Genomic DNA, 16,218 nt, shown 5'->3' on the forward strand with positions numbered 1-16,218 from the left:
TAGCATGCATACCTTCTTCATCTCACCCACCGGTTTTGGTGTTGGCCTGACTTCGATAAGCCTTGGTCTGGTTGGCGCGCTGGAGCGCGCCGGGCTCAAAGTGGGCTTCTTCAAACCCATCGCCCAGCCGCATCAAGGCGACTTGGGGCCAGAGCGCTCCAGCGAGCTAATTGCCCGCACCCACGGCCTGCACTCGCCTAAACCCCTGGACCTTGCGCATGTTGAACGTCGGTTAGGTGACGGCCAGCTTGATGAATTGCTCGAAGAAATCATCAGCCTCTACCAAGTCGCGGCCACTGACAAAGACGTGGTCATCGTTGAAGGGATGGTACCAACCCGCCAAGCCAGTTACGCCGCACGGGTCAACTTGCACCTGGCAAAAAGTCTCGACGCCGACGTGATTTTGGTCTCTGCCCCGGAGCAGGAAAGCCTCAGCGAGTTATGTGACCGGGTTGAGATTCAGGCGCAGATGTTTGGCGGCCCGAAAGACCCGAAAGTGCTGGGAGCAATCCTCAACAAAGTACGCAGCGACGACGGTATTGCGGCGTTTGCCGCTCGCTTGAAAGAGCAGTCACCGCTGTTTCGTCGTGATGATTTCCTGCTGCTTGGCTGCATCCCCTGGCAAGAAGAACTCAACGCCCCGCGCACGCGCGACATCGCTGACCTGCTCGGCGCCCGGGTACTCAACGCCGGTGATTACGAACAACGGCGCATGTTGCAAATCGTGCTCTGCGCCCGTGCGGTTGCCAACACCGTGCAGTTGCTCAAGCCGGGCACCTTGGTCGTCACACCGGGTGACCGCGACGATATTATTCTCGCCGCCAGCCTCGCTGCCATGAATGGCATGCCGTTAGCTGGCCTGTTGCTGTGCAGCGACTTTGCCCCGGACCCGCGCATAGTCGAACTCTGCCGTGGCGCGCTGCAAAGTGGTTTACCGGTCATGGCGGTGAGCACCGGTTCCTACGACACGGCGACCAACCTCAATAGGCTCAACCGTGAGATCCCCGTCGACGATAAAGAGCGCGCGGAGAAAGTTGCAGACTTTGTCGCCAACCACATCAACCATGACTGGTTACGCGAACGCTGCGGCACTGTGCGCGAGTTGCGCATGTCCCCTCCAGCCTTTCGCTATCAACTGGTACAACGTGCAAAGGCGGCAAACAAGCGGATTGTGCTCCCCGAAGGCAATGAACCCAGAACCATTCAAGCTGCGGCTATTTGCCAGGAACGTGGCATTGCTCGCTGCGTGCTGCTGGCCAAGCCTGACGAAGTGCTAAGCGTGGCCAAGGCTCAAGGTATCAATCTGCCAGAAGGCCTGGAGATCCTTGACCCGGACTTGATTCGTGAGCGCTACGTTGAGCCCATGGTCGAGTTGCGCAAAGGCAAAGGTCTGAATGCGCCCATGGCCAGCGCCCAACTGGAAGACAGCGTGGTGCTCGGCACCATGATGCTCGCACTCGATGAGGTTGACGGTCTGGTATCTGGCGCCGTACATACCACGGCCAACACTATCCGCCCGGCGCTGCAACTGATTAAAACCGCACCCGGCTACAAGCTGGTGTCGTCAGTGTTTTTCATGCTGCTGCCGGATCAAGTCGTGGTCTATGGCGACTGCGCAGTAAACCCTGATCCAAGCGCCCCGGAACTGGCTGAAATTGCCCTGCAGAGCGCCGCATCCGCCAGCGCTTTTGGCATCCCCCCACGCGTGGCCATGCTCAGCTACTCAACGGGCGACTCCGGCACCGGCGAAGAAGTCGAGAAAGTTCGCGAAGCCACCCGTTTGGCCAAGTTGAGCGCGCCCGATTTATTGCTCGATGGCCCCTTGCAATATGACGCTGCAGCAATCGAATCCGTGGGCCGTCAGAAAGCGCCCAATAGCCCGGTAGCCGGACGCGCAACCGTGTTCGTGTTCCCCGATCTGAACACTGGCAACACGACCTACAAAGCGGTACAGCGTAGCGCCGACTGCATCAGCGTTGGCCCCATGTTGCAGGGACTGCGCAAACCGGTAAATGACCTGTCCCGTGGCGCACTGGTCGATGACATTGTCTACACCATTGCCCTTACTGCCATTCAGGCGGCAAATCTACCGAAGTGAGGAACTGATCAACGCAGGTAATCGGTGCGTAGCGCCATCCAGTCGATACGCCCTGACTTTGACGACAACAGCGCGGTATTTGTCAGATTTTCTCCGGAATTTCGCGCAAATTTAGCCCCTCAGCAGTTGCAGTTAATGCAGTTCGGGTTAACCTGTGCGCCACACCGATCTGCGGTAAAAAACTGCAGGCTTTGATTGAAACGGCGCACGCGCCCTACTGTTGGAGGCATTTGCCCCCATGCTGAATGTTCTTCCTGCGTTTTTACGCGGCATTATTGGCCTGTGCTGCTTGATCCTGAACACGCTGTTCTGCTGTGTCCCTTTGTTCACCGTCACCCTGCTTAAAATTTGCCTACCCTTTGCTCCAGCGCAGCGCGCCTGCAACTGGATCATGAACCACATCCATGAGTTTTGGGTGAGCTGCAACAAGGTCTGGATGGATCTGGTCTGCAGCACCCGCTGGAAGGTGGATGGGCTTGAGGGGCTGGATTACCAGCACTCTTATCTGGTGACCAGTAACCATCAGAGCTGGGTCGATATCTTAGTGCTGCAATACTTGCTGAACCGACGCATTCGCCCACTCAAGTTCTTCCTTAAACAAGAGCTGATCTGGGTGCCGGTGATCGGGTTGTGCTGGTGGGCACTAGGCTTCCCGTTTATGAAGCGATACTCCAAAGCCTATCTGGAAAAGCACCCCGAAAAGAAAGGCAAAGACCTCGAAACAACACGGCGCACTTGCGACAAATTCCGCGCCAACCCGGTCGGTATCTTCAACTTCCTCGAAGGCACTCGCTACAACTCAAGCAAGCATGCTGCGCAACAGTCACCCTATAAACATTTGCTCAAACCCAAGGCGGGCGGCATTGCTTTTGTGCTCGACGCAATGGGTGACCAACTGCACAGCATCCTCAATGTGACCATCTTCTACCCACAAGGCAGCCCCGGCTTCTGGGCGTTGTTGAGCGGAGAGGTTCACGAGGTGGTCGTGACCATCAAAGAAATTAATATTCCGGCTGAATTTATCGGTAAAAACTACGACCAAGATGCGCAGTACCGGCAGGTATTCCAGCAGTGGATCAATGTGTTGTGGCAGGAAAAAGACGCCGAGCTCGCCGAACTAAACCAATAGCCGCCCGCCGTTATGCAGCCGGTTAATCGACCGGCTGCAACGCTTCAATCAGCCGATTTGTCCAACTTAACCTGAGCTCTTCAGATTTCAGCTCCGCAGCAATCAGATACCCTTGGAGGGTATGACAGTCGTGCAGCACCAGCCAATCGCGCTGCGCTTTAGTTTCAACGCCTGTGGCAATTACCTCAAGCCCGAGGTTGTGTGCGAGCTGAACAATCGACTTAACAATGGCCGCATCGACTGGCGATTCGAGCATTGACTTAATAAACTGGCGATCGATTTTCAGGCTATCCAATTCTAGGTTGCGCAAGTCCGCCAAAGAGAATGGCCCACGGCCGAACCCATCAAAGCAGGTTTTAACCCCGAGGCTGCGCAAACGCTTCAACTGTTCACGACTGTGCGTCATGTTTTGCATCAGTGCAGCGTCGGAAATTTCCAGCTCAATCTGTGCAGGCTTGACCTCGAACTCACGCAACACCTGACTCAGGTCATCGGTCAGGCCGGTCAGACTGAACTGTAGGGCTCCGATGTTGAGTGTCACACACACCTCGTCCGCAACCTTGCCGATCAAAGACTGGCGCAGTGCAACCGCTTGGCGAAAGGTCCAAATGCTCAAGTCATTTATTAACCGGGTGTCGTCCAGCACCTGAATAAAGTCTGCGGCCGGCACTAGGCTGTTATCCGTCTGACGCCAGCGCAGCAAGGCCTCAAATCCTCGCAGAGCGCCGCTGTTAAGATTGATCTGGGGCTGATAGAGCAAGACAAATTGCTGCTCGTTAATTGCCTTGCGCAGTTGCTCTTCGAGCATGCGCTTGGAGTTCGCCCTGCCTTTCATTTCTTCAGAGTAAATCCGGTACTGCCGACGCCCGCCGCGCTTGGCTTCGTACATCGCCATATCCGCTGCGCCAAGCAGCTCATCAATGTCTACACCGCCATCGGGCAGATGGGCAATGCCAATGCTCACCCCCAGATTGAAGTCAAAGCCATTGAGGTTACGCCGCCCGGAAATGACTTCAATCAACTTACTGGCTACCCGCTCCGCATCCTCGGGTTTAGCGAGGCTGTCGAGCAGTAAAGTGAATTCGTCACCCCCCATTCGCCCAAGCATGTCATAGGACCGAATACAGCCTCTTAATTGCTGAGCGACCTGACACAAAAGCTCATCACCTGCATCGTGGCCAAGCAAGTCATTGATTCGCTTGAAGCCGTCCAGGTCCAGATAAAGCACGGCCAAGCCCTGCCCGCTGCGCCCATGACGCGACAAAGCATTCGCCATCGCCTGACGAAACCCGCGGCGATTGAGCAGCCCGGTAAGTGCATCACACAGGGCTAATGACTCAAGCTGTTCGTGCAGGCTGCGTGTGACTGACATGTCCAGCGCCATGAACACCATGGCTTGTTGCCCCGGCAGTGGTGAACATGAAAGTGCGACTGGCAAGGTTTGCGCCTCGCAGGTAAATAGCGACGCATCATGCACGCAATACGTCTCACCCTGCAGCCAGCGCTGATAGTAATCACAGTTTTGCCACGCCTCTGTCACGGGCGGCATTTGCATAAAGCCTTGCACTTGGCTGCCGAGCAGTTGCTCAGTCGTGCAACGCAACATGCCGGCAATAGCCGGGTTAGCAAACTGTATTTGTCCTTGGTCAGACACCACCATGATGCCCTCGGCAGCGTTCTCAAGTATTGAGGCGTTGAAGGCACGCGCACCGTCGAGTTGCTCAGTCAAAGCACGTAACTCGCGGCGCTGGTGCTCCAGTGCAAGCAAGACCGTGACCTTGTGGCTAAGCACTGCGGGATCAAAGGGTTTTTTTATAAAGTCGATCGCGCCCGACGCATAGCCTTGGGCCAAGACAGCATCAGTTTGATCGAGCCCAGAGAGAAAGATAATCGGCGTCAGCAGGGTTCTGGGGTTCTCACGCAAGCGTCGAGCAACTTCAAAGCCGTCAATGCCAGGCATCTGTACATCAAGCAAGATCAGATCAACATCCTGGGCGTCAAGAAATTCAAGCGCGGCCACACCGTTATTGACGCAGTGCAGTTTCCTGGCTGGCTCCTCAAGCAACTCCTGCATGGCATCCAGGTTATCCTGCAGGTCATCAACCACTAAAATAACCTGCATAACCGACTTCGGCTTCACCATAAATCCCCCACGCCAAAACACAGCCACTCATGATGCCTTACACCTAGGGTATCGACCACGGTGGGGCATAATTGAACGACAGTCCCAGTTAAGTTTAGCCGAGCGATTTAAAATAGCATTCTGCCAGTACGCAAAATATCCCACGCACAAAAAAAGCCCCCAGCTTTACCGGCCCAATCCAACGGACTCAGTTCAAGCTGGAGGCTTTAAACCTCGCCAGAATTACAGCTGGCGAAGGGTTATTTCTACGCGACGATTCTGGGCACGACCTTGTTCAGTAGCGTTACTGGCGATAGGCTGATTAGGGCCTGCGCCAAAGGCTGAAATGCGATTGCCCGCTACGCCGTTTGAGGCGAGGTACGACGCCACACTTTGCGCACGCGCATTCGACAGGTTCTGGTTCAGTGCCAGCGAGCCGGTGCTGTCTGTGTGACCGGTGATATCGATACCGTTTTTGTCGAACTCTTTAAACACGGTCACCAGCGAATTCAAGGTTGGATAGAAGCTGCTGGAAATGTCCGACGAGTTGCTGGCAAAGGTGATATTGCCCGGCATGATCAGGGTCAATTGATCGCCGTTACGCTGAACTTGAACACCGGTTCCGACTAGTTTCTGACGCAGTTGAGCTTCTTGCTTATCAACGTAGTAGCCATAGCCACCACCTGCGGCGCCACCTACAGCAGCACCGATCAATGCGCCTTTGCCGCGGTCCTTCTTGCTTGAGGTAGCAGCCCCAATAACGGCTCCGGTTACCGCGCCAATACCGCCATAAATACCTGACTTGCCGGCTTCACTTTCGCCGGTATAGGGGTTATTGGTGCATGCGGCTAAAAAGGTTGACGCTGCAATTACCAGTGCAAAATTGCGCACATTGCTCATAAATTTTCCCTTGATTCTCACAGTTAAACAGGCCTGTACCTGCGCCTTCGAGCTTGAAGATGGCCTTTAAGTTCAAGCCTACCAACTCTAACGCCTATACCGCCAGCGATTCGATGATCAGGCTTTGATAAATGGATTCTCGCGCATTTCGTCACCTAACAGAGTATCGGGGCCGTGTCCTGTTACTACCGTGGCGTCTTCATCGAGGCGATATAAACGTTGCTTGATCGAACGCTCGATCGTTGGGTAATCGCCCCCCACAAATCAGTGCGCCCGATTCCACGGCGAAACAAGGTATCACCGGCAATCAGCAGTTTCGCCTCGGGAAACCAGAAACTCATGGAACCCGGCGTATGGCCTGGGGTATGCAATGCCACACCACAACCGCAATCCAGCGCTTGATCATCTGTCAGCCACTGATCCGGTGCGGGAACTGGCGTGTAGGGCACGCCAAACATCTTGCACTGCATCTCAAGGTTGTCCCAGAGGAATTGGTCTTCCTTATGCAAGTGCAGCGTGGCGCCGGTTCTCTCTTTCATCTGACCCGAGGCCAGAAAATGGTCCAGGTGCGCATGAGTGTGAATAATGCTGACGACTTTCAAACCATGGGCTTCAAGGCGAGCCATGATTTCGTCGGGATTGCCACCTGGATCCACCACCATCGCCTTTTTGCTGACGGGGTCACCAATAATCGTGCAGTTGCACTGCAAAGGCCCGACGGGGAAGGTTTCGCGGATTAGCGCGGGATTTGCAGCGTTCATGATGGCACCTGCTGAGTTGACCGGGCAATTCTGGCACAGCGCGGGTGGCGCAGAAAGCGGAGGCGATGACTGCAGGGGCTTTTATCACCGTTACCTATCTGTCAATAACAGCCACCTACTTATCGCCAATAACTATCGAAAAGTTGGTGGCATTTAGGAATCAACCCGCCCCGCCGTAGGAGTTCTCCTACATAAAACCTACAGGGTTTTCGTCACCATAGCGGCGCTTTATGTGATCAGAGCACGATCGGTGCCCAGATTGCGGCGCAGGCCGAGTGAGAATCCTCGTGACCTACCCACACAGCTCAATCAGCTAAGCTCATGCTTAGCCTGTGCAAACAGGGCATGGGGAAAGCTCGATAGATGTAAAGGTTAGATCGCACATTGCAACCGGCCGACATTCGCTGCAATGACTAAACTTAAGTATGGCAATCCTGAGATAACCCCGATCGTGATGACAGGGGCAGTGCCTCAAAGAAACTTCAGCATTGGCTTGAAATCAGTAGTTATGGCAGGTCCACAAGACGCGTGTTTATCTCCCTTCACGGGATCCTTTCATCGCCACATCATGCTGTCGCAGGGTACATCCTGAACATGCAGTTTTAATAAATTATTAAAGTATTTAGGTGCAGTATGCGCAAAATCATGATTGTTGATGATCACCCAGTGATCCGTTTAGCCGTTCGCGTATTGCTCGAGCAGGAAGGTTACGAAATCACGGGCGAGGCCGACAATGGCGTCGATGCATTGCAAATAGCCAAGGACAAAAAGCCCGACGTGGTGATTCTCGACATCGGCATTCCCCGCCTGGATGGACTACAGGTAATTTCCCGTTTAAAAGCAACTGGCGGTGCAACGCGCGTGCTGGTGCTCACCTCGCAGCCGGCAAGCACTATTGCAAACCGTTGCATGCAAGCTGGTGCAGCTGGCTTCGTTAGTAAAGACCAAGACTTGGCCGGCCTATGCGGCGCTGTCAACGCAATACTGTCGGGCTACACGTACTTCCCCTATGGGGTGATCGGAACCGTTAATGACAGTGAGCAGCCCGAGAGCCAGTTACTTGAAAGTCTTTCCGATCGAGAACTGATGGTGCTGCAGCACTTGGCCAAGGGCATGACCAACAAACAGATTGCTGACGTCATGCTGCTGAGCAACAAAACGGTGAGCACCTACAAGACACGTTTGCTGCAAAAACTCGGAGCGACATCTTTAGTCGAGCTACTTGAGTTCGCCAAACGTAACAATGCTGCGTAGGCATGATATTAAATTTCCTGCGTCGATGTTGCCTCGCTCTTGTGTGTTTGAGCACCGCTGCCGGGGCATATGCACTCAATACCACTGAGCCTTCCACGCGCTTGGAGTTATTAGGGCAGTCGCCCTCAGTACTGCATCGTACTCAGTTAAGCGACGACGACTGGGCGTGGTTACGCAAAAAGGAAACCTTGATTCTGGCGACCTACGGCACAGACTACCCGCCCTACCGGCTAGGGGCTGACAGCAACGAATTTGCTGGAGTGACCGCCGATATCATTGCGATCATCAGTCGCGAACTCGGGGTTAAGTTTGAGGCCAAGCTGTATAAAGACCGCGCAGCAGCAGTCAAAGCCCTAACCCGCGGCGACGTGGACATGCTCTCTTCGCTAGGCCCTATCGAAGAAGCGCCTGAGCTACTAAAAAGCGCCCCCTACCTCCACTCGGCACCTGTTCTGGTGCTGGCCAATGGTGATGGCTGGGGCTCGCTTGATCAGGGGCTATCCGGAAGTAAAGTAGCTTACAACCGCTTGGACATGAGTCGCTCACAAGCTGAAAAACTGGCCCCCGGGGCACAGCTTACGCCTTACTCCAGTGACCTGGATTCGTTTTCAGCCGTTGCATTCGGTTTACAAGACGCGGTGCTGAGTGATGCTGTGTCCGGCACGTTTCTGGTCAACACTTTCTACGCCAACGAACTAAGGGTGACTAACGCCTTCAAGGACGCTGAACCGCAGGGATCCCGTTTTGTTCTAGCCAAAGGCAGCGGGCGCTTATTAAACATTCTCAATCATGTAATCCATAACAGCATCTCAGTTCAACAGCGTAAAGACATCTTGAAACGCTGGAGCGGAGGCGGCATCTCCAGTCTCGATATTCCAGAGTTAAGCGGGGCACAGCAACGATGGATTCAGGCACACCCAGTCGTACATGTCGGGGTGTACGAAAGTTATCCGCCTTATTCGTATTTCGGCAATGATGGCCGCTATTACGGAATCACAGGGGACCTGCTCGCCATGATCCAGACCCAAACCAATCTTGAGGTCGTGGTCGACCGGTACGCCAAAATTGACAGCATGTTCGATGCGCTAGCGGATGGCGATATCGACATGGTTGCCGATATTTCGCCCACCGAATTGCGACGTGAGCACATGGCTTTTAGCCGAACTTATTTTTCGGCGCCCTATGCTTTGGTTATCCCGGCTAACCACAAAAGCATTGCCTCCCTTGGGCAAATGCCCGACATGCGTGTTGCCATTCCAAAGGGGCATGCATTGAGGCACTACTTAACGGAAAATTATCCGGGCATTAAGTTGGTTAATGCCCTCGACATACCGGATGCGTTTGAGTTGGTCGCCGAGGGTAAAGCCGACGCCACTTTGCAGCCGCTGCTTGTGGCGCGCTACTACATCTCGCGCCTCTATAAGAAGAAGTTGCGCGTCAGCATGACGCTGAACAAACCCTTGGCCGCCTCGTCATTTGCAATGCGCCGCGAAGACCGCGAGCTCCAATCAATTATCAACAGCGTGCTAATCGACATATCCCCCGATGAGTACAGCGCTCTGTTCAATCGCTGGCGCAGCCGTGTGGTGCTATCCCCGCCCTCTTGGCGCAGTTATAGACCGTTAATTTATCAAGCGATAACCGTTGCGGTCATCGTATTGCTGATATTTCTCGGTTGGAACTTCTATCTTCGCAACCAGATTCGCAAACGCCGTGTGGCGGAGCGTGCGCTAAGCGAGCAGATACAGTTCATGGAACTGCTCATTAACGGCACGCCGCACCCGATCTACGTTCGGGATATCGACATGAGTGTTCGTATCTGCAATGACAGTTACCTGGAAGCCTTAGGTGCATCAAGGGATGACGTCATTGGCCACTCTGACCTGCGGCACTTTTCAGCCGAAGACGCGCAAGACATTACCCGGGACCACCACCGGGTAATTGTAGAGCGCAAGCCCGTCATCATGGACCGTATGGTCACACTCAATGGCGAGTCCCGGGTTATCTATCACTGGAAACTGCCTTATGTCGACCGCAATGGCGTGGTGCGAGGCATTATTGGCGGCTGGGTTGATATCAGTGACCGCCGCGCGCTGAACGAACAACTCCGCGCAGCCAAGGATCAGGCGGACGCGGCGAACCGCACCAAAACCACCTTCCTCGCCACCATGAGCCATGAAATCCGCACGCCACTCAATGCGGTGATTGGCATGCTTGAGCTTGCCCTGAAACGTAACTCTAACGCCCCGCCGGATCACGCCTCACTGGAGGTCGCCTATAACTCTGCCCGGGGTCTGTTGGAACTGATAGGCGATATTCTCGACGTCGCGCAGATCGAGTCCGGGCACCTGAATATTCATCCCGAACGCGCCGATATCAGGCAAATCGCTGAAGGCGTGGTAAGGGTCTTCGATGGCTTGGCGAAACAGAAAGCGCTGGAGTTGCGATTCGAGTTTGAAGGGTCATTCGATGGGCAAGTATTGCTCGACCCGCTGCGCTTCAGGCAGGTGCTGTCAAACCTGGTCAGCAACGCAATCAAGTTCACTGCCCACGGCCATGTCTTACTTAAACTTTCCAGCCACCCGCTAAGTGATGACTACCTGCAACTGCAGGTCAAGGTATCAGATACAGGTATTGGTATCCCCGCGAGCGCTCAGCACAGCTTGTTCCAACCATTTGTTCAAGTGACTGAGACCTCCGGTGGAAGCGGCCTGGGGTTGATGATCTGCCGCAACTTGGTCGAGATGATGGGCGGCACGCTTCACCTCGACAGTCAAGAGGGCGTGGGGACTTGTGTCACTGCCGAACTCAAACTGCTGTGCCTAGAGCCTTTAGAAAAAGGCCCTGACACAGCAACTGCGAAAGTTGAGCTTGAGCAAGCCCAGGCGCTCGCTCAGTTGAAAATATTGGTGGTAGACGACCACCCAGCCAACCGTATGCTGCTGGCCCAACAAATGGCTTTTCTGGGTCAACAGGTTGAATGTGCGGTGGACGGTGAAAGTGCATTTAGCCTTTGGCAATCTCAACACTTCGACCTCGTGATCACCGATTGCAATATGCCAGTTATGGACGGCTACACCCTTAGCCGGACCATACGAACCTGGGAGCAAGAGCGCGGTGCAAGCGCCTGCACAATTCTGGGGTTCACCGCCAATGCGCAACCTGAAATGCTTAGGCATTGCATGGACGCGGGCATGAATGGCTGCTTGTTCAAACCCGTAGAGTTGGCAGACTTAAGCCGTGCCCTCAATGCACTCAAACCCCTGGTTCCTGAAGAGCCCAGCGCTCACGCTTCGGTATTTGATCAGGCGGTACTGGAGCAGATTACCGGGGGCAACAAGGCCATCGGCATACGCTTGCTGGATCAGATTCTTGAAAGCGCAGCAGACGACCTTGCCACGCTTGAGCCGTTACTCATTACTGGAGATCTGACTGCACTTGCTGATCTCGCGCATCGCATCAAGGGCGCGGCGAAAATCATCAGGGCCACACCCTTGGTCGATTCTTGTGAGGTCTTGGAGCAAGCATGCGCGAGCCAGGACTCGCAACGGGCTATAGCCGAAGGGCAAAGGGTAAAACGTGAATTACAAATCCTTGCTCGCGAAATTGAACAGGTGATGGAACTGAACAACGATGCCTAAGCGGCCCGCGCCTCGGATGCAGTGAAATCGCAGGATGCGCAACATAATATTAACGGTAGGCGCTTGGCAGCTTGCCCGTCCACTTTTTAAACGCGCGGCGGAAGTTGGAGGGGTCGTTAAAGCCCAGCAGATAAGCGATCTCATATAAAGGCAAATGCGTGGTGGTCAGGTACTGCAATGCAAGGCTACGCCGAACATCATCAAGCACTTCCTGGTAGCTGGTGCCCATACTGGACAGATGTCGGCGCAAAGTGCGGCCACTGGTATGCAAGGCATTGGCTGCACTTGCCAGATCCGGAAAATCGCCAGGGCGCGCCAATAATAAACGCCGGACACGGGTTAGCAGTCCATCTTGGGTCTCCAGCGTTGAAAGCAAGGCTTCACATTGCTGCTCGCACATCTGCACCGTAGCGGGATTAGCCAAGGCCATCGGCTTTTCCAGATAAAACTTGGGAATACTCAGAAAAAGGTAAGGCTGCTCAAATTTTGCAGCCACACCGAACGCCTGGGTGTATCGATCGGCATAGTCGGGTGCAGCATAGGTAAACCCCACCTCAATATCCCGAAGCCGTTCACCTACCAAAAAACCGGCAATGGTGAACAAGCTGACGAGCAATCCTTCTGCAGCAAAGCGACTAAGGCCGCCCAATGGCATTGTTTCTCTGGCACGCATTTCAACCCGGTCTGCCAGCTCAACTCGCTCTAGCTCGAAACTGATGCCCAGTACCCGGTAGTACTTCAGCGCGAATTGAATAGCCTTATCAAGGTTGGCACTTGAAAGCACGGCATAGCCCAAAATGCCATGGGTTGAAACATTCAACCGCCGGCCCAGCAATAATCCGAGCGCGGGCTCGTCGCACAGGCGTAATGCACTGAGGGCGAGCAAATTGAAATCAAAAAAAGACAGGCGTCCTTGCGGGTTATCCAGCACCTGCGCGCGAACATTTGCCCCTGCAAAAACCTGCGAGCGGCTGACGCCCAACTCTTCTGACAATTCGAGCAGTGCTTCGGCATAGGCAACCGGCACCAGTTCTGCGTTGAAATTCAAGGTCGGCTTCATTGGGCTCTTATTAGTCATGGCCTGATATGACCATAGGCCAAAACATACTCGCAAGCAGCGAGGCCTAGCAAGCTGAGGAATCCGATTTATCGATCGTTAGCCCTACCGGACAGTTCATTGACAATCTGAACTGGCCATATATGACCGCTAAATTGGCAGTAGATAACCTTTTCCAATGGCAATTGGCCGCTCATAGTGAATGACTAGAACAACTAAAAAATCAGGAGTCAGCATGGCTAGCACCACACCTGCGGGATTAAAAATTCGCCCACGGCATATGAATTTTGAATTTCCTGACCCTTTGCCTCGCCACTGGCATAGCGGCGACGCATTCAAGAGTCATCTGTTTGACTCAATGTCGGTGCTGTTCCCTGATGGCGAACGGTTTTTTATCGATTCGGTGCGTAAATTTCGCGACCAAATAAACGACCCCGAACTCTCTGAGCAAATACGTGGATTCATCGGCCAGGAAGGCCATCACAGCCGCGAACACTTGGTCTACAGTGATCGCCTGCGAGACTTGGGCTATGACATCACAACCATGGAAAATCGCGCTAAAAAGCGCATCCATTACACGCAGAACACATTCTCGGCAAAGCGCCAGCTAGCGGCAACCGCTGCCATGGAACACATCACTGCGATCATGGCTGACGGCCTTCTGCGCGATGACACCCAGATGCAAGGTGCCCATCCAATGATGCGCCAGTTGTGGCGCTGGCACGCACTGGAAGAAACCGAACACAAAGCGGTCGCCTTTGATGTGTACAACCAAGTGGGAGGCGATAGAAAAATTCTTCACCGGGCGATGCGAATCGGCACCTTCTTTTTTCTCAAAGACACATTCCTAGGCTTAGCGCACATGCTCAAGCAAGACGGGCTGCTCTGGAACTGGCGAGTTTGGCGTGACGGGCTGCGCTGGATGTGGGGCAAAGAAGGTGTTTTCCGGCCATTGATCAAAACCTATAAAGACTTCTTCAAAGAAGACTTTCATCCATGGCAACACAACAATATTGAGCTGCTTTACGCGGTTCGCCAAGAGTTTGATGGGGCCCAGCCCGTCGCAGCTTAGGCTCGATATCCGGCACGACTGAGGAGGTTAAATAAAGGATCAGGCAGGGGGTTCCTGCGCTTCCATCGCCAACAGGAATTTCAAGGCGTCAGCCGCACTTTGCCGAGGGATCTCTTCCATCGGTAAATGCCCGACGCCGGGATAGGTTGTTACCTGGATTCCCTGAAGGTCACGCCGCCAAAACTGCACCTGCGCTGGTGGAATCCAGCGATCGTCCTCCCCCCACAACAGCAAGGTAGGCACCCTCAGCTTGGCGACTGCTGCGGGTGTTTGATGCAGCAGTGTACGATTGCTCAGGACCATCTGCCGGAAAACCGTCATCATCGCCTTGCGATTGCCGGGCCGCCTGCTAAGCCGGTAATAGCGCTCAACGACGTGGTTTTTAATTCTTTTCGGGTCGCCATAAACCTGTTTTACCCCCTGTGCGATCAATGCTCTAGGCATCCAAATCGGCATCAGAATAGTAGCGCCCGGCAGCTCAGAGGCGGCGATCAGCCATGGGATTTTTTCCATGGCGTAGCCGGCAGGGTCGAGCAATATCAGTTTCTCGACCCGCTCCGGCTGACTCAGTGCAAAGTTCCACGCCAGATAACCACCAAGGGAATTACCCGCGAAACTGGCCTTATCAACCTGCAGGTGATCCATCAAAGAACCCAGGAGGTTAAGCATACGTTCAACGCTATAGACCCCATCCTTACTTGGCCCAGTTAGACCAAAACCGGGAAGATCAAAGCGGATCACCCGGTAATGCTCGCTAAAGTCGAGCAGCCAATCGTCCCAAGTGTGCAAGGATGAAACAACACCATGAAGCATGACGATAACAGGCAGGTGACGCTCCCCCTGATCACGGTAATGCAGGTTGAGACCGTCGATCTCAACAAACTTAGAGCCACTATCCGCCGGCGCATAGAGGGCTTTCAGCTCATTAAGGGCTAACCCACCCACTCCCAGAGCAGTGAGCAGCCGAAACACTGGCGAGAACAGTGCTGAGTTAGATAAAGCCATTAAAGCCCCCTTTTTATTGCTATGGATATGCGCTTCGTGGACTGGCCATCAGAAATCCCAATAGCGAGCGCCAGCAGAAAACCAGAAGATCACATAGCAGCCCATGGCTCTACCAAACCTAGGAACAGGACTTCAAAGTTTCAAAGCCGAAGTGCTAAGTCTGCATCCAGATGGGGTAACACTCGCAACGTTAAAACGAGGACGAATCCATACTTTTATTCGGCAGACGCCATGCCATCAAAGCGCTAGCTTCAAACTCAGTTTGCCAGCCGCATATACAGGGGGCACAGGGTGCAGCTAACCATCGAGCAATCAACCAGATCCCTCAGCCTGCTAGGGGTCGCGCTGTTACTGCTTTGGTTAAACGTCGCCGGTGCCACACAGCTGTTTTATTTAGGTCAAAAGATCCCTGACATACGGCGACCCTGGAGCAGCAACCAATACCGACAGCTTGTTGAGGCGTTGAAAAAGGTCAACCAATCCCAGGCACACGCCATGCCAAGGCGTAGCGGTGAATTCACCGGCCCTATCTACCAACGTATGGTCAATGTCCAGAACCTGCATGCGCAACTGAATATCTACAGACCACTCGAGTCGCGCCAGAACGAGGCCCGTGAGTCTTTGTTCCAGCTCAAAGAGTTAATGGCTTTGTACTTTGACTTGAAGGCAGCCAAGCAGCCCTATGCGGCGGAGGCACTTGGCTTGATGAGCTACTCACTCAACCAACAAACAGTACTCTTTACCCTTACGACCGAGTTCTGGATGACCCTCTCCCCCAATGAACAAAGTAACCCAGTTCGCTTAAAGGGCTTGGCACAAACCAAGGCAGCAGCAGCTCTATTGACCCAAAGCGCGCTCGACTACTTGAGCTTTACACAACAGTTCGGCCCCACGGAACTGGCGGTGTATAGCGCAGAATTAAGCAAAGCGTTACCCCGTTTGTTTGTACACCTCTCCGACGAGGCCCGGCGAAAACTACTGCAAAGAATCAACGATATTGGGCAAAACCATAGCAACCCGTCAGTGCGAACCAATGTTCAGTCAATGCAACCGGTCTTGCTCGTGCTAGAGAGCGATATGCAAAAACAGCTCAGCCTGCGCACGGGTAGTCGCGCCGAAAAAAGAACCACGCAGCCCTTGAGCTTAACGCCGCCCGAATCTGATCTGCCGTTCTAAGGT

General features: G+C 54.0%; 10 protein-coding genes and 1 pseudogene. 6 read left to right on the forward strand and 5 right to left on the reverse strand.

The features are described 5' to 3' along the window. Positions 1–4: 4 nt before the first annotated feature. Both pta and AACY09_RS04700 read left to right on the forward strand, forming a co-directional pair. On the forward strand, positions 5–2,098 hold the full coding sequence (gene pta, locus AACY09_RS04695; RefSeq protein ID WP_339486343.1) for a phosphate acetyltransferase: 2,094 nt from the start codon (positions 5–7) through the stop codon (positions 2,096–2,098). 241 nt (positions 2,099–2,339) lie between these two features. Further along, on the forward strand, positions 2,340–3,227 hold the full coding sequence (locus tag AACY09_RS04700; RefSeq protein WP_339487078.1) for an acyltransferase: 888 nt from the start codon (positions 2,340–2,342) through the stop codon (positions 3,225–3,227). A gap of 22 nt (positions 3,228–3,249) precedes the next feature. Here the strand turns inward: AACY09_RS04700 and AACY09_RS04705 are convergent, their stop codons facing one another. The 3 genes and pseudogenes from AACY09_RS04705 to AACY09_RS04715 all read right to left on the reverse strand — a co-directional run bounded on the left by AACY09_RS04705 (position 3,250) and on the right by AACY09_RS04715 (position 7,010). Next, positions 3,250–5,349 carry an EAL domain-containing response regulator gene (locus tag AACY09_RS04705; RefSeq protein ID WP_339486345.1) on the reverse strand — a complete coding sequence of 700 codons (2,100 nt, stop codon included), beginning with the start codon at positions 5,347–5,349 and terminating at the stop codon, positions 3,250–3,252. Between the two features lie 243 nt (positions 5,350–5,592). Next, positions 5,593–6,249 carry an OmpA family protein gene (locus tag AACY09_RS04710; RefSeq protein ID WP_339486347.1) on the reverse strand — a complete coding sequence of 219 codons (657 nt, stop codon included), beginning with the start codon at positions 6,247–6,249 and terminating at the stop codon, positions 5,593–5,595. Between the two features lie 117 nt (positions 6,250–6,366). Next, positions 6,367–7,010 (reverse strand): annotated as a pseudogene (locus AACY09_RS04715) (MBL fold metallo-hydrolase). A gap of 633 nt (positions 7,011–7,643) precedes the next feature. Here AACY09_RS04715 and AACY09_RS04720 point away from each other — a divergent pair. Together AACY09_RS04720 and AACY09_RS04725 are read left to right on the forward strand one after the other, a co-directional pair. Continuing rightward, positions 7,644–8,264: a response regulator transcription factor gene (locus tag AACY09_RS04720; RefSeq protein WP_339486348.1), complete on the forward strand. Its 621-nt coding sequence runs from the start codon at positions 7,644–7,646 to the stop codon at positions 8,262–8,264. A 47-nt stretch (positions 8,265–8,311) separates the two neighbouring features. Next, a complete protein-coding gene (locus AACY09_RS04725) occupies positions 8,312–11,905 on the forward strand; it encodes a transporter substrate-binding domain-containing protein (RefSeq protein WP_339486349.1) in 3,594 nt (1,197 codons plus the stop codon). 49 nt (positions 11,906–11,954) lie between these two features. Here AACY09_RS04725 and AACY09_RS04730 read toward each other — a convergent pair whose 3' ends face one another. Then, positions 11,955–12,965, reverse strand: coding sequence for an AraC family transcriptional regulator (locus AACY09_RS04730; protein ID WP_339487079.1), 1,011 nt, complete (start codon positions 12,963–12,965; stop codon positions 11,955–11,957). A 232-nt stretch (positions 12,966–13,197) separates the two neighbouring features. On the opposite strand from AACY09_RS04730, the gene AACY09_RS04735 reads away from it, so the two are divergent. After that, positions 13,198–14,034 carry a metal-dependent hydrolase gene (locus AACY09_RS04735; RefSeq protein ID WP_339486350.1) on the forward strand — a complete coding sequence of 279 codons (837 nt, stop codon included), beginning with the start codon at positions 13,198–13,200 and terminating at the stop codon, positions 14,032–14,034. 39 nt (positions 14,035–14,073) lie between these two features. On the opposite strand, the gene AACY09_RS04740 is transcribed toward AACY09_RS04735, so the two are convergent. Then, on the reverse strand, positions 14,074–15,039 hold the full coding sequence (locus AACY09_RS04740) for an alpha/beta fold hydrolase (protein ID WP_339486351.1): 966 nt from the start codon (positions 15,037–15,039) through the stop codon (positions 14,074–14,076). A 303-nt stretch (positions 15,040–15,342) separates the two neighbouring features. On the opposite strand from AACY09_RS04740, the gene AACY09_RS04745 reads away from it, so the two are divergent. Then, entirely contained in the window at positions 15,343–16,215 is an 873-nt protein-coding gene (locus AACY09_RS04745; protein WP_445323789.1) for a hypothetical protein, read from the forward strand. Positions 16,216–16,218 lie beyond the last annotated feature (3 nt).

This window comes from Pseudomonas sp. EL_65y_Pfl2_R95, assembly GCF_963971045.1.
GTDB lineage: Bacteria > Pseudomonadota > Gammaproteobacteria > Pseudomonadales > Pseudomonadaceae > Aquipseudomonas.

Bases quoted from the DNA above. Each gene is read 5' to 3' on its own strand.
- AACY09_RS04730 (WP_339487079.1), bottom strand. From the start codon at position 12,965: ATGAAGCCGACCTTGAATTTCAACGCAGAACTGGTGCCGGTTGCCTAT.
- AACY09_RS04740 (WP_339486351.1), bottom strand. From the start codon at position 15,039: ATGGCTTTATCTAACTCAGCACTGTTCTCGCCAGTGTTTCGGCTGCTC.
- pta (WP_339486343.1), top strand. From the start codon at position 5: ATGCATACCTTCTTCATCTCACCCACCGGTTTTGGTGTTGGCCTGACT.
- AACY09_RS04710 (WP_339486347.1), bottom strand. From the start codon at position 6,249: ATGAGCAATGTGCGCAATTTTGCACTGGTAATTGCAGCGTCAACCTTT.
- AACY09_RS04705 (WP_339486345.1), bottom strand. From the start codon at position 5,349: ATGCAGGTTATTTTAGTGGTTGATGACCTGCAGGATAACCTGGATGCC.
- AACY09_RS04735 (WP_339486350.1), top strand. From the start codon at position 13,198: ATGGCTAGCACCACACCTGCGGGATTAAAAATTCGCCCACGGCATATG.
- AACY09_RS04720 (WP_339486348.1), top strand. From the start codon at position 7,644: ATGCGCAAAATCATGATTGTTGATGATCACCCAGTGATCCGTTTAGCC.